Genomic DNA, 14,181 nt, shown 5'->3' on the forward strand with positions numbered 1-14,181 from the left:
TTTTAATGAATTTTCTTGTCTCCAAAAGTTAAAATCGCCTGGACAATTGGTATTTTTTTGGCATTAATTTGGTAGAAGGGAACAGCGTTTCGAGGCCCACGAAAACCGGCAGCTTGGCAAGCCGGAGCCGCTTCGAGGATGACCAGGAGAACGACCCATGGCCTCTGAGGCTGATGGCAAGTTCGGGCGTCTGTCAGCTTTCCCATCCATTTGCCCATCCCGGTGCAGTCACCGGGACGGGGCGCAGTCGGCGCAGGCGACCGCCTCGCGTCCATCGAGCTTTCGGGGCCGGCAGGTGCTGGCGGCCCTCCAAGAGGCGTTGGGTGTTTCCTCAAACACGCCAACTGCTTGTTTCAGATCGAAAACAGCGCCTTGCGGCGCTTAAAACACAGGAGAGGGAAATGAAAAACACTGCTCTGAAAAGCCTGCTGCTTGCTTCCAGCCTGCTGACGTCAGCCGGTCTCGTCCACGCCGCCGACGTTACGCTGACGGTCGAAAGCTGGCGTAACGACGACCTGCAGATCTGGCAGGAGAAGATCATTCCGGCCTTCGAAGCGAAGAACCCGGGCATCAAGATCGTCTTCTCGCCGACCGCGCCGACCGAATACAACGCCTCGCTGAACGCCAAGCTCGATGCCGGCTCCGCGGGCGACATCATCACCTGCCGTCCGTTCGACGCTTCGCTCGAACTCTTCAACAAGAAGCAGCTCGTCGACATCACCAGCCTGCCCGGCATGGAGAACTTCTCAGCTGTCGCCAAGGCCGCATGGACCACCGACGACGGCAAGTCGACCTTCTGCGTGCCGATGGCTTCGGTCATCCACGGCTTCATCTACAACAAGGATGCCTTCGACAAGCTCGGCATCTCCGTGCCGAAGACCCAGGACGAGTTCTACGCAGCACTCGACAAGATCAAGGCTGACGGTACCTACATTCCGCTCGCCATGGGCACGAAGGATCTCTGGGAAGCCGCGACCATGGGCTACCAGAACATCGGCCCGAACTACTGGAAGGGTGAAGAGGGCCGCGAAGCGCTGATCGCAGGCAAGCAGAAGCTGACGGACGCCGACTGGGTCAAGCCCTATGAAGAACTTGCCAAGTGGAAGCCCTATCTCGGCGACGGTTTCGAAGCCCAGACCTATTCGGACAGCCAGAACCTCTTTACGCTCGGCCGCGCCGCCATCTATCCGGCCGGTTCCTGGGAAATCGCGCTCTTCAACACGCAGGCGCAGTTCAAGATGGGCGCCTTCCCGCCGCCGGTTCCGAAGGCCGGCGACACGGGCTACATCTCCGACCATCCCGATATCGGCGTCGCCTTGAACGCGAAGAGCACGCATGCCGAGGAAGCCAAGAAATTCCTCAGCTGGGTCGCTTCGCCCGAATTCGCCGATATCTATGCCAATGCGCTGCCGGGTTTCTTCAGCCTGAACTCCAACCCGGTGAAGATGTCCGATCCGCTCGCTCAGGAATTCGTTTCCTGGCGCGGCCCGTACAAGTCGACCGTGCGCTCGACCTATCAGATCCTGTCGCGCGGCACGCCGAATCTCGAAAACGAGACCTGGGTGGAATCGGCCAACGTGATCAACGGCACCGATACGCCCAAGGTTGCTGCGGAAAAGCTCCAGAAGGGCCTCGACAGCTGGTACAAGCCGGCGAAGTGATGTGATCAGGGGCGGCGTTTGCGGCCCCTCATCCGGCCTGCCGGCCACCTTCTCCCCGCTTGCGGGGAGAAGGAGACTCGCAGCGACCTCTCGGTCCGATGGCATCCCAGCAGGGCGTTGCCTCTCTTCCCAGACGGCAGAGAGTTCGGGTGAGGCGCAACGTTTTCCACCTGTGCACGCAAGTTTGCGGCCAGTGACTAGAACAGGCAAAAGCCATGAGCCCAACCGACAACGCGGCCGATATCGTCCCGATCAAGCGCCCGGTACGCTGGCACATCTTCGTTTTCATGCTGCCGGCGGTGATCGTCTACTCCGCCGTCATGGTGCTGCCGCTGATCGAAACGCTCAGGCTTTCGCTTTACAATATTGTCGACGGGCAGCCGGCCTTCGTCGGACTTGCGAATTTCAAGGTGCTGTTCGGCGATCCGCGCTGGGCGCATGATTTCTGGAACGCGCTGGTCAACAACCTGATCTTCTTCGCCATCCACATGTGCGTACAAAACCCGATCGGTATTGCGCTTGCCGCACTGCTTTCGGTGCCGAAGCTGCGCGGCGTCGCCTTTTACCGCACGGCGATATTCCTGCCGACGCTGCTTTCTTTCGTTATCGTCGGCTTCATCTGGAAACTGATCCTTTCGCCGATCTGGGGTGTGGCGCCTTGGATGCTCGATCTCATCGGGTTGAAATTCCTGTTCGCGCCCTGGCTCGGCAAGCCCGGTTCGGCGCTGATCGCGGTGTCGCTGATCTCCAACTGGCAATATATCGGCATTCCGATGATGCTGATCTATGCCGCGCTGCTCAGCATTCCTGAAGAGGTGATCGAGGCGGCCGAATGCGACGGCATCACCGGCTGGGCGCAGTTCTGGAAGATCAAGCTGCCGCTCATCCTGCCGGCGATCGGCATCATCTCGATCCTGACCTTCGTCGGCAATTTCAATGCCTTCGACCTGATCTACACCGTGCAGGGGGCGCTGGCCGGGCCCGACATGTCGACCGACATTCTCGGCACGCTGCTCTACCGCACCTTCTTCGGTTTCCAGCTGCAACTCGGCGACCGCTCGATGGGCGCGACGATCGCCACGGTGATGTTCCTCATCATCCTCGCCGGCGTCTCGCTTTATCTCTTCGTCATTCAGCGGCGCATGCGTCGCTACCAGTTCTGAGGAGCGCGCATGTCCAAGGCACGCACATCTCCAATCCGCACCGGCCTCGTGCATCTGGCGCTCTCCGCCTATACGCTGGTCGCGCTGTTTCCGGTTTTCCTGACCGTGGTCAACTCGTTCAAGGATCGCGCCTCGATCTTCCGCGAGCCGCTGATGGTGCCGACGCCGTCGACCTTCAGCCTCGTCGGCTATCAGACGGTGCTGGGGCAGGGCGATTTCGCCACCTATTTCCAGAACAGCTTCATCGTCACGATCGTCTCGATCCTGCTGGTGCTGCTTTTCGGTGCGATGGCGGCCTTCGCGCTTTCGGAATACCGCTTTCGCGGCAATATGCTGCTCGGGCTCTATATGGCGATCGGCATCATGATCCCGATTCGTCTCGGCACGGTGGCGATCCTGCAGGGCATGGTGGCGGCCGGTCTCGTCAATACGCTGACGGCGCTGGTCCTCGTCTATACCGCGCAAGGCATACCGCTGGCGATTTTCATCCTGTCGGAATTCATGCGCACGGTTTCGGACGATCTCAAGAATGCCGGGCGCATCGACGGGCTTTCCGAATATGCGATCTTCTTCCGCTTGGTGCTGCCGCTGGTGCGCCCCGCCATGGCAACAGTCGCCGTCTTCACCATGATCCCGATCTGGAACGATCTCTGGTTCCCGCTGATCCTCGCGCCCTCCGAGGCCACCAAGACGGTAACGCTCGGCTCGCAGATCTTCATCGGGCAGTTCGTCACCAACTGGAATGCGGTGCTGGCGGCGCTGTCGCTGGCGATCCTGCCGATCCTCGTCCTCTACGTCATCTTCTCGCGGCAGTTGATCCGCGGCATCACGTCGGGAGCCGTCAAATGAACCAGGAGAAACCGATCCGCGTCCTCGTTGCCGGCCTCGGCAATATGGGCCGCAGCCATGCGCTCGCCTATCACAACAATCGGGGCTTCGAGGTCGTCGGTCTGGTCAACCGCTCGACGCCGAAACTGGAGCCCGAGCTGCAGGGCTACAAGATCCATCCCGATTTCACGACGGCGCTGGCCGAACTGAAGCCGGACCTCTGCTCGATCAACACCTATTCCGACAGCCATGCCGATTTTGCCGTCGCCGCCTTCGAGGCCGGCTGCGACGTCTTCGTGGAAAAGCCGCTGGCGACCACCGTCGCCGATGCCGAGCGTGTTGTTGCGGCAGCGAAGAAGGCGGGGCGCAAGCTGGTGATCGGTTATATTCTTCGCCATCATCCGTCCTGGATGAAGCTGATAGAGGAAGCCCGCAAACTCGGCCCGCCTTACGTCTTCCGCATGAATCTCAACCAGCAATCCAGCGGCCCGACCTGGGCGACGCACAAGTCGCTGATGCAGACCACCTCGCCGATCGTCGATTGCGGCGTGCATTATGTCGACGTCATGTGCCAGATCACCGATGCGAAAGCCGTCGAGGTGCGCGGCATGGGGCTGCGGCTGTCCGACGAGATCGCCGTCGACATGTACAATTACGGCCAGCTGCAGGTGCTCTTCGAGGACGGTTCGGTCGGCTGGTACGAGGCCGGTTGGGGGCCGATGATTTCGGAGACCGCCTTCTTCGTGAAGGATGTGATGTCGCCGAAGGGCGCGGTGTCGATCGTCATGGATCCGAACGCCAAGTCCGACGATATCGACACCCACACCAAGACTTCGGTGATCCGTCTGCATACGGCCGAAACCGGCCCGGACGGCAAGTTCATCCGGCCCGACCAGGACCTGAGGATGATGGGCGAGCCCGGTCATCAGGCACTCTGCGACCTGGAACAGGCCTTCATGCTGAGGGCGATCCGCGAGGATCTGAACCTCGATCGCCATATGGCGGATGCGGTGGCGTCGCTGCGCATCTGCCTTGCCGCCGACGAGAGCGTGCGCACCGGCCAGCCGGTCAGATTGTAAGGAAAAATCAGTGGGATCACTTCAACTCAAATCCATCCGCAAGACTTATGGCACGCATGAGGTGCTGAAGGGCATCGACCTCGAAGTCAAGGACGGCGAATTCGTCATCTTTGTCGGGCCGTCGGGCTGCGGGAAATCGACACTGTTGCGCAGCATCGCCGGCCTCGAAGACGTCACCTCGGGCGCCGTCGTCATCAACGGCCGCGACGAGACGCTGACGCCGCCGGCCAAGCGTGGCATCGCCATGGTGTTCCAGTCCTATGCGCTCTATCCGCACCTGACGGTCAAGGACAATATGGGCCTCGGCCTCAAGCAGGCCGGCACGGCCAAAGACGAGATCGACAGCCGAGTCGGCAAAGCCTCCGGCATGCTGTCGCTCGCCCCCTATCTGGCGCGGCGGCCTGCTGAACTCTCTGGCGGCCAGCGCCAGCGCGTCGCGATCGGCCGCGCCATCGTGCGCGAGCCGGAACTCTTCCTGTTCGACGAGCCGCTGTCGAACCTCGATGCGGCGCTGCGCGTCCAGACCCGCCTCGAAATCGCCCAGCTGCACCGAAGCCTGAAAGCGACGATGATCTATGTCACCCACGACCAGGTCGAGGCGATGACGCTGGCCGACAAGATCGTGGTGCTGAATGCCGGCGCGATCGAACAGATCGGCTCGCCGATGGAACTTTACAACCGTCCCGCCAATGTCTTCGTCGCCGGCTTCATCGGTTCGCCGCAGATGAATTTCATCGCGGCCGAGAAGGTCGGCGACCACAGCGCCAAGACGATCGGCGTGCGTCCCGAACATATGACGCTGTCGCGCGAACAGGGAACCTGGGCGGCGAAGGTCGTACATGTCGAGCATCTCGGCGCAGACACGATCATCTATCTGGAATCCGATCAGTGCGGCCTGCTGACGGCGCGTCTGTTCGGCGAACATCAATATGAACCTGATGAGATCGTTTATGCGACGCCGGATCAGGCCCGTGTCCACCGCTTCGATGTGGACGACCAAGCGATCCGCTGAGGGGGGGCTTCCCTTCTCCCCGGCGGGGAGAAGGTGGCCCGAAGGGTCGGATGAGGGGGCCACACGGCACAGCATTGATTGCCCTGCTCGCTCGGTACAACAATGACAAATGTTCTGCCGTGTGGCCCACTCATCCGCCTGCCGGCACCTTCTCCCCGCTGGGGAGAAGAGACTCGCGGCCATGCCTTCGTCCCAAAGGCTGCTGTCTCCTCAATCATTCCCCCCAAAAAAAGGCGCCGTTTTACGGCGCCTTTTGCGTGAGCGGTGCTGGTAAACTCAGTCGCGGATGACCAGCGAATCGGCCGCCAGGAAACGCAGCGTGACGGTTTCGCCGGCCTGCGGCGGGGTGACGCCTGGGCTATTGAACATGTCGAAGGAGATGACGTTGCCGCCGACATCCATGCGGGTGCGGATGACCGACCCCGGGAAGTGGGCCGAGACGACCTGACCGGTGAGCGCCGTATCGCTTCTGGCGGTGTCGGAGAGCGAGCCTGCTTCCGGGCGCAGCGCCAGCGAGATGGTCTCGCCGGCCTTGTGTCGAGCATCTCGGCGCCGACACGATCATCTATCTGGAATCCGATCAATGCGGGCTTGCTGACGGCGCGTCTGTTTGGCGAACATCAGTACGAACCCGACGAAATCGTTTATGCCACGCCGGATCAGGCGCGTGTCCACCGGTTCGATGTGGACGACCAGACCATCCGAGCATGGCAACAACTGGATCTATTTTCGGAAAGCATGCGCGCAAATTTCAAAGGAGGCTCGGTCACAGCCCTCTATTTTTTTGTGCCACATTGCTCCGCCCGCCAGACACGCTTGACTTCCGTATCGTAGATCGTATACGTTATTCTAGTTGGCGTGGTGGAGATCTCCTCCACGAGATTTTCATGCGGTTCCGGCTGCAAAGCAGCTGCACGCTTTTGCTGGAATTGCTCCGGTCTCGAACAATAAGCGCGGGGAACACCAGATGCGTACCTCCAAGATCGTGCATATCGTCAGCTGCCATGCGGAAGGTGAGGTGGGTGACGTCATTGTTGGCGGCGTCGCGCCGCCTTCCGGCGCAACGGTGTGGGAGCAGTCGCGGTGGATTGCCGAGGATAAGACGCTCAGAAATTTCGTATTGAACGAACCTCGCGGTGGCGTGTTCCGCCACGTCAACCTGCTCGTCCCGCCGAAGAACCCCAAGGCGCAGATGGGCTGGATCATCATGGAGCCGGCCGACACGCCTCCGATGTCGGGTTCAAACTCCATGTGCGTGTCAACCGTGCTGCTCGATACGGGCATCATTCCGATGCAGGAACCCATCACCCGCATGATCCTCGAGCCGCCGGGCGGCCTGATCGAGGTCGAAGCCGAGTGCCGCAACGGCAAGGCCGAACGCATCCGCGTCCGTAACGTCCCTTCCTTTGCCGACAGGCTCGATGCCAGGATTGAGGTTGAAGGTATCGGCACGGTCACGGTCGACACGGCCTATGGCGGCGACAGCTTCGTCATCGTCGATGCGGCTTCCATAGGGCTCAGCCTCCGGCCGGATCACGCGCGCGATATCGCCCGCATGGGAGTCAAGATAACCGAAGCCGCCAACGATCAGCTCGGCTTCAAGCACCCGGGCAATGATTGGGGCCACATCTCCTTTTGCCAGATCACCGATCCGCTCGAAAAGAGGGATGGCGTGTTCTGGGGCAAGAATGCGGTCGCCATCCGTCCGGGCAAAATAGACCGTTCTCCCTGCGGCACGGGATGTTCGGCTCGCATGGCCGTGCTTCACGCCAAGGGTCAGATGAAGGCGGGCGAAAAGTTCATAGGCACCTCGCTGCTGGACACGGAGTTCCATTGCAGCATCGATGGCGAAGTCGACATCAACGGCAAGCCCGGCATCATCCCGATCATCTCGGGTCGCGCATGGGTCATCGGCACGAAGCAGCTCATGGTCGATCCGGCCGATCCGTTCCAGGCCGGCTATCGCCTCTCCGACACCTGGCCCATGGACCTCTAAAGAGACGGGGATGCCGTTAGAGCCTTTCCTGGTCAGATTGAAGCATTCTGCCGGAGCAGGTTTTCGTCAGGGCAGAGGCGATTGGCGACGGGCATACCCCAGGTACGGCCGAGCCGATCGCCTCTGATCCTGGCGGAAAGATGCCCGGCCCTCCGGCCGCACCGCTTCGCCGCGGCGAAGCGATCAGTGCGGCCGGCGCTTTAGAGTCTTGCAGATTTGCCAGGCAAATCTGCGGGAGGGTTGGCTGAAACGGGCTGGCTGATCGACCGGCCGGCTTGGCCGTAGAGCTGGGCTACGACGCGCGCCGGCCGGTCGACCATCCGACTCCGTTTGAGCCAACAGAATGCTTCAATCTAACCAGGAAAGGCTCTAAGTAATGCAAAAGGCGCCGTTTTACGGCGCCTTTTGCATGAGTGGTTCGTCAAACTCAGTCGCGGATGACCAGCAAATCGGCCGCCATGAAACGCAGCGTCACGATTTCGCCGGCCTGCGGCGGGGTGACGCCCGGGCTATTGAACATGTCGAAGGAGATGACGTTGCCGCCGACATTCATGCGGGTGCGGATGACCGACCCCAGGAAGTGGGCCGAGACGACCTGACCGGTGAGCGCGGTATCGCTTCTGACGCTGTCGGAGAGCGAGCCTGCTTCCGGGCGCAGCGCCAGCGAGATGGTCTCGCCGGCCTTGTGGGCTGCGACCGACTGCTTCAGCGTGATCTTCTGGTCGCCGATCTGGATGAGGTTGGTGTCCGGGTCGACGACCTTGGCCTCGATGAGGTTCAGCGTGCCGACGAAAGAGGCGACAAAACGCGTTGCGGGCGTATTGTAGATCTCGAAAGGTGAGCCGATCTGGTCGGCCTTGCCGGCATTCATCACGACGATGCGGTCGGAGATCGACAGCGCCTCTTCCTGATCGTGGGTGACGAAAACCGTGGTGATGCCGAGCTGCTGCTGGATCGCGCGGATTTCCTCGCGCAGCGACACGCGAATCTTGGCGTCGAGTGCGGAGAGCGGCTCGTCGAGCAGCAGCACCTGCGGCTTGACGGCGAGCGCGCGGGCAAGCGCGACACGCTGCTGCTGGCCGCCCGACAATTGGTAGGGGAAGCGGTCGGCCAGGTGATCGAGCTTGATCAGGCCGAGCATTTCCTTGACGCGGGCATCGATCTCAGGCTTTGGGGCGCCGGCGACCTTGAGGCCGAAGGCGACGTTGTCGTGCACCGTCATGTTTGGAAACAGCGCATAAGCCTGGAAGACCATGCCGATGTTGCGCTGGTTCGGTTTCAGCGCGCTCTGGTCCTTGCCGTTGATGGTCAACGTGCCGCCGGTCGGGGTTTCGAAGCCGGCGATCATGCGCAGGACGGTCGTCTTGCCGCAGCCGGACGGTCCGAGGAAGGAGACGAATTCACCCTTTTCGATGTTCATGTTGAAGTTTTTGACGACCTGGACCGGGCCGAAGGATTTCTGGATGTTGTTCAGTGTGAGAAAGGACATGAGCCGGTACCTTAAGCCTTTGCCGGGCGGGCTTTGCCGAAGCGGGAAACGAGATTGAGCAGGCCCATGCTGAGCCAGGTGATCGAGAAGGCGATGACGGCGAGTGCCGAAGGCTCGTAGGCCTTGTTGGCGCCGACAAGCTGCAGGTAAGGGCCGAAGGCCGGACGGTTGAGCAGGGCGGCGAAGGTGAATTCGCCCATGACGATCGCCAGCGTGATGAAGGCGCCCGACAGCACGCCGCTCATGACGTTGGGGAAAATGCACCTGAACATGATCGTCGTCCAGCGGGCGCCGAGGCTCTCGGCCGCTTCCGTCAGCGTGCGGACGTCGATGGCGCGCATTGCGGTATCGACGGCACGGTACATATAGGGCAGCGACAGGGTGATGTAGGAGAACACCAGCAGGATATTGGTGCCGGTCGTCGAGCCGGTCAGCGGCATATAGGACGACGAATTGTACATCCTGAGATAACCGAAGACGATGACGATTGCCGGGATGACCAACGGCAGCAGCGTGATGAATTCGACGACCGGTCGCATCTGCGGCAGGCGCAGGCGCACCCAATAGGCTGTCGGCACCACGAGCAGCATGCCGAAGACGATGGTCAGCAGCGCCATCAGCATGGAATAGCCGAAGGTCTCGTGGAACTGAACGTCGGAGAAGACCGACTCATAGGCATCGAGGCTGTATTCGCCGCGGCGCATGCGCAGCGAAAATTCGATGGTTCCGATCAGGGGAATGACGAAATAGGATGCGCCGAGAATGATGGCGAGCCAGGCTCCGAGACGTTGAGCTTTCATTTCTGCCACCGTTCGGCGCGCATGCGCAGCATGAGGTAAAGGACGTTGGAGACGCCGGTAATGACGATCATGCCGAGCGCGATGGCGTAACCGAGATTGGCATTGTGCAGGACGTCGCCGCGGATCTGCGCGTAGAGCAGGATCGGCACGATGTTCAGCGAGCTGCCGGTCAGCGCGAAAGCAGTGGCGATGGCGCCGAAGGCGTTGGCGAAGAGCAGCAGTGTCGTGCCGAGCAGGCTCGGCCAGAGGATCGGCAAGGCAACCATCGTCCAGTACTGGCGATTGGTGGCGCCGAGAATCTCAGAGGCTTCGCGCCATTCCTTCTTCATGCCGTCCAACGCCGGTGTCAGGATCAGCACCATCAGCGGGATCTGGAAATACATGTAGGTGATGGTGAGGCCGAAGAAGGACAGAAGGTTGAAGCCGGTGCCGTAAAGATTGAAGCCGAACCATTCCCGCAGGAAGACCGTCACGAGGCCGGTGCGGCCGAGCGTTGCCAGGAAGGCGAAGGCGAGCGGCACGCCGGCGAAATTCGAGGCGACGCCGGAAAAGGTCAGCAGCGTCGAGCGCACCGAGGCAGGCAGACCGCCGAGCACGACGGCCCAGGCGAGGAAAAAGCCGATCAGCGCACCACCGAGAGCGGACGCCACCGAGACCTTGATACTGATCCAGTAGGCGCTCATGATCGATGGGGTAAAGAGATCGCCGATATTCTTTAGCGTGAAATTGCCCTCGGGCGTCAAGAACGCGCCTACCACAAGATAGAGCGTGGGGATGATCAGGAATAGCAGCGAGAAAGTAATGAAGGGGGCAATACCCAGCCAGTCGATCACGCGGTCTTTGTTGATCAAGGGGGCGCTGCTCACCATCGGCGTTGAAACGGTACTCATGGAAAAGCTCATCCTGGGGCGTCGGAGTGAGAAAACCTCCCCGCCTTATGGGCGGGGAGGCTGGATCGGATATTACTGAACGTTGGCGCCGACGACGGAATCCCAGTTCTTAGTGATGGTTTCCTTACCGGCGGCCTGCTCTTCGAGCGTCGGGAAGACAGCCTTTTCATAGGCTGCTGCCGGCGGCAACTTGTCGAGCAGTTCCTTCGGGATCTTATTGTTCTTGGCAAGATCGTTGAAGCGGATTGGGTGGCAATAACCCTTCAGCCAGCCGAGCTGACCTTCGTCGGAATAGAGATATTCCATCCAGAGCTTGGCAGCGTTCGGGTGCGGCGCGAAGGCGGAAATCGCCTGCACGTAAACACCGGCGACGACGCCCGTCTTCGGAACGACGACTTCGAACGGAGGATTGCCCTTCAGGCTTTCACCCCAGGAAAGCGCATTGTAATCCCAGGCGACGATGATCGGTGTGGAGCCCTGCGCGAAGGGAGCGGCCTTGCCGACGACCGGCACGAAATTGCCGGCCTTGTTGAGTTCGGCAAAGAACTTCAGGCCTTCTTCGCCTGCCTTGGCAGCGTCACCGCCGGCTGCGGAAAGACCAGCGGCATAAACGCCCTGGACAGCCTGGTTGGCGCTGCGCGGATCGCCTGCAAGCGCGACGCTGTTTGCGTAGTCGCTCTTCTTCAGGTCGGCCCAGTCGGTCGGCGATTCCTTGACGAGATCCTTGTTCACGAGGAGCGCGAGAACGCCGTAATAGTCGCCATACCAATAGCCTTCGGCATCCTTGGCGGAATCCGGGATCGAATCCCAAGTGGAAACCTTGTAAGGCTGGATCAGGCCGTCTTTCTTGGCGGACGGGCCGAAGGAGAGGCCGACGTCGATGACGTCAGGAGCCTGGGGGCCGGTGTTACCCTTGTTGGCCTTGATCGCTTCGATCTCGTCGCCCGAGCTCGCATCCGGGTTCAGTTCGTTGACTTCGATACCGTATTTGGCCTTGAAGCCGGCAATGACATCGCCGTAGCCGCACCAGCTGTGCGGAAGAGCGATCGTCGTCAGGTTGCCTTCCTTCTTGGCGGCGGCGATAAGTTCTGCGCTGGGCTCGGCAGCAGCAATCGCGGTCGAAGCCACGATCATCGCAGTAGAAAGCGACAGAAGTCGAGAAATGTTAGAGATCACTGTTGTTCTCCTTCGGGTTTTCAGTGTCTGGCGATGCTGTTAATCAGCTTACATGAAGCTTGTGTGACGGCTGGATGACGGTAGTTTTGCATGAATAGCAGGCGCTTGCGTCAAATGGTTCATTTGCGACAGCGCAGTCTGTTTCCGCAATTTTCCGCCATTGTTTTTCCTCTCTTTTAGTCTTCTCCTCCTAGCCCGGTTTGCGGAAAAGCTTGGTCTGTTCGAACAGGCCCTCAAGCGTCTTCATGCGCTCTTTCGTTTCGTCCCAGGTGGAATTCTGAACGGCCTCGATGAGCGCTTCGACGATGAAGAGGGTGACGACGGAAGAATCCCAAGCTGATGGCGCTTCGATCCTGACGCGGAAGGCATGCCTGGCGAGCTTGGCGGCGGGCGAGCTCCACTGGTCGGTGAAGACGACGATTTCGGCGCCGCGCTTGCGGGCGGCGGTGGCAAGGCTCACCATCTCCTGCTCGTAGCGGCGGATGTCGAAGATGATCAGGATGTCGCCGGCATTCATGTTGAGGGCATATTGCGGCCAGCTGCTGGAGTTCGACGACAGCAGTGTCGTCGCCGGCCGAATCACCTGCATGTGGGTGAAGAAATACTCGGCAAGCGCGCCGGTGATGCGCCCGCCGACGAAATAGAGGCCGCGCTTGCGGTCCGACAGCAGCAAGGCGACGCTGTCGAAGGTCGCGGTGTCGAGATCGGTCAATGTCTGGCGCAGATTGCCCATGATGGCATCGGCGAAACGGTTGAGGATGTGGGTCCCTGGGGCGTTCTGGGCCCAGCGGTCGTGCTTGGCGATCGGGTTGGAGATCGTCGCCTCGACCTCGAGATGCAGATGCGCCTGAAAATCCGGATAGCCCTTGAAGCCGAGCTTCTGCACCATGCGCACGACGGTCGGCGTCGAAACGCCGGCATTCTCGGCGATCGTGGTGATGCTGCCGAGGCCGGATACCGGATAATTGTCAAGAAGGCTTTCGGCCAGTTGCTTCTCGGCGCGCGTCAGCGCCCCGAAATGCGAGTGTATGACGTCCGAAACCGTCTTAGACGCAACTGTCACCTTACTATGCTCCCCGGGATGGTCTAGCGCCACTTTCCCACTCAAAGTTAACAACGCTGTCATAATCCATGTCAACCACTGTCATGAAAAGAAATTTTCAGCCGATGCTTGACAGTGGCCGAAACCTGAAGAATTCTTTTCTTGGAAAGATTTTATTAAGGGATAGGAGTGGCGCCATTGGTGCTGGCCGGGCCGAAAATCCTCAGCGAAGCGGACGGCGACTGCGTCGGGATCGAGCGCGTCGGCGGCCGGAGCCCGGTGCTGATCGTGTGCGAGCACGCTTCGAATGTGCTTCCCGCTCATTTCGGTGATCTTGGCCTGCCCAGCGAAGCGCTCTCGAGCCACATTGCCTGGGACCCGGGGGCTCTTTCGGTCGCCCGCGGCATATCTGAAGGGCTCGATGCGACGCTCGTCTACCAGCGCTTCTCCCGGCTGATCTACGACTGCAACCGGCCGCCGAGTTCACCGGGCGCCATGCCTGAGAAAAGCGAGATTTATGCCATTCCCGGCAACACGGATTTGACCGCCAAAGAGCGCCTGGCGCGCACCGACGCGCTCTACGTGCCTTTCCACGACGCCATTCGCGGGCTGATCCGTGACCGCCGGGCGAGGGGGCAGGACAGCATCATCGTGACGATCCACAGTTTCACGCCGGTCTATCACGGCCGCGAACGCGCCGTCGAACTCGGCATATTGCACGATGAAGACAGCCGGCTCGCCGACCGCATGCTGGAGGCTGCGGCCGAGGCGCCGCTTTACAGGACGGAACGCAACCAGCCTTACGGGCCCGAGGACGGCGTGACCCACACGCTGATCCTGCATGGGCTTTCCAACGGCTTGCGCAATGTAATGATCGAGGTCCGCAACGACCTCATCACAGACGATGTCGGCCAAGGGGTCATGGCCGACTATCTAAAAGGGTTGCTCCAGCAAAGCCTGGACGCCTGACAAAAAAGAAGACCCGAGGGAGCAGTCTAACTGCGAGCGTCCGCACGGCGAAAATGCCGCGGGCAATTTGGCACTG

General features: G+C 60.6%; 12 protein-coding genes and 2 pseudogenes. 8 read left to right on the forward strand and 6 right to left on the reverse strand.

The window, feature by feature from the left end; genetic code table 11:
* Positions 1 to 401: 401 nt before the first annotated feature.
* The 5 genes from QMO80_RS19940 to QMO80_RS19960 all read left to right on the forward strand — a co-directional run bounded on the left by QMO80_RS19940 (position 402) and on the right by QMO80_RS19960 (position 5,743).
* Positions 402 to 1,661, forward strand: coding sequence for an ABC transporter substrate-binding protein (locus QMO80_RS19940; RefSeq protein ID WP_283198033.1), 1,260 nt, complete (start codon positions 402 to 404; stop codon positions 1,659 to 1,661).
* A 215-nt stretch (positions 1,662 to 1,876) separates the two neighbouring features.
* Positions 1,877 to 2,824 (forward strand): carbohydrate ABC transporter permease, encoded by a 948-nt coding sequence (locus QMO80_RS19945; protein ID WP_283198034.1) that lies wholly within the window; start codon positions 1,877 to 1,879, stop codon positions 2,822 to 2,824.
* A gap of 9 nt (positions 2,825 to 2,833) precedes the next feature.
* Entirely contained in the window at positions 2,834 to 3,673 is an 840-nt protein-coding gene (locus QMO80_RS19950) for a carbohydrate ABC transporter permease (protein ID WP_283198035.1), read from the forward strand.
* On the forward strand, positions 3,670 to 4,731 hold the full coding sequence (locus QMO80_RS19955) for a Gfo/Idh/MocA family protein (RefSeq protein WP_283198036.1): 1,062 nt from the start codon (positions 3,670 to 3,672) through the stop codon (positions 4,729 to 4,731). The genes QMO80_RS19950 and QMO80_RS19955 overlap by 4 nt, the downstream gene beginning before the upstream one ends.
* A gap of 10 nt (positions 4,732 to 4,741) precedes the next feature.
* Complete coding sequence (locus QMO80_RS19960; protein ID WP_283198037.1) at positions 4,742 to 5,743, forward strand: ABC transporter ATP-binding protein; 1,002 nt, start codon at positions 4,742 to 4,744, stop codon at positions 5,741 to 5,743.
* 276 nt (positions 5,744 to 6,019) lie between these two features.
* Here the strand turns inward: QMO80_RS19960 and QMO80_RS19965 are convergent.
* Positions 6,020 to 6,280: pseudogene (locus QMO80_RS19965) on the reverse strand (TOBE domain-containing protein); the annotation flags it as partial.
* Here QMO80_RS19965 and QMO80_RS19970 point away from each other — a divergent pair.
* Together QMO80_RS19970 and QMO80_RS19975 are read left to right on the forward strand one after the other, a co-directional pair.
* Positions 6,280 to 6,448, forward strand: a pseudogene (locus QMO80_RS19970) (sugar ABC transporter ATP-binding protein); the annotation flags it as partial. The pseudogenes QMO80_RS19965 and QMO80_RS19970 overlap by 1 nt on opposite strands.
* 262 nt (positions 6,449 to 6,710) lie before the next feature.
* Complete coding sequence (locus tag QMO80_RS19975) at positions 6,711 to 7,739, forward strand: proline racemase family protein (protein WP_283198038.1); 1,029 nt, start codon at positions 6,711 to 6,713, stop codon at positions 7,737 to 7,739.
* 427 nt (positions 7,740 to 8,166) lie between these two features.
* Here QMO80_RS19975 and QMO80_RS19980 read toward each other — a convergent pair whose 3' ends face one another.
* The 5 genes from QMO80_RS19980 to QMO80_RS20000 all read right to left on the reverse strand — a co-directional run bounded on the left by QMO80_RS19980 (position 8,167) and on the right by QMO80_RS20000 (position 13,157).
* The gene (locus QMO80_RS19980) at positions 8,167 to 9,228 is read right to left on the reverse strand and encodes an ABC transporter ATP-binding protein (RefSeq protein WP_283198039.1); all 1,062 of its coding nucleotides are present in this window, start codon (positions 9,226 to 9,228) and stop codon (positions 8,167 to 8,169) included.
* A gap of 11 nt (positions 9,229 to 9,239) precedes the next feature.
* The gene (locus tag QMO80_RS19985; protein ID WP_283198040.1) at positions 9,240 to 10,028 is read right to left on the reverse strand and encodes an ABC transporter permease; all 789 of its coding nucleotides are present in this window, start codon (positions 10,026 to 10,028) and stop codon (positions 9,240 to 9,242) included.
* Positions 10,025 to 10,918 (reverse strand): ABC transporter permease subunit, encoded by an 894-nt coding sequence (locus tag QMO80_RS19990; RefSeq protein ID WP_283198041.1) that lies wholly within the window; start codon positions 10,916 to 10,918, stop codon positions 10,025 to 10,027. The genes QMO80_RS19985 and QMO80_RS19990 overlap by 4 nt, the downstream gene beginning before the upstream one ends.
* A 72-nt stretch (positions 10,919 to 10,990) precedes the next feature.
* Complete coding sequence (locus QMO80_RS19995; protein ID WP_283198042.1) at positions 10,991 to 12,094, reverse strand: ABC transporter substrate-binding protein; 1,104 nt, start codon at positions 12,092 to 12,094, stop codon at positions 10,991 to 10,993.
* Between the two features lie 190 nt (positions 12,095 to 12,284).
* On the reverse strand, positions 12,285 to 13,157 hold the full coding sequence (locus QMO80_RS20000; RefSeq protein ID WP_283198043.1) for a MurR/RpiR family transcriptional regulator: 873 nt from the start codon (positions 13,155 to 13,157) through the stop codon (positions 12,285 to 12,287).
* A 177-nt stretch (positions 13,158 to 13,334) separates the two neighbouring features.
* Here QMO80_RS20000 and QMO80_RS20005 point away from each other — a divergent pair, with 177 nt between their 5' ends.
* A complete protein-coding gene (locus QMO80_RS20005; RefSeq protein WP_283200238.1) occupies positions 13,335 to 14,105 on the forward strand; it encodes an N-formylglutamate amidohydrolase in 771 nt (256 codons plus the stop codon).
* Positions 14,106 to 14,181 lie beyond the last annotated feature (76 nt).

The sequence above is a fragment of the Rhizobium sp. BT03 genome (genome assembly GCF_030053155.1).
Lineage (GTDB): Bacteria > Pseudomonadota > Alphaproteobacteria > Rhizobiales > Rhizobiaceae > Rhizobium.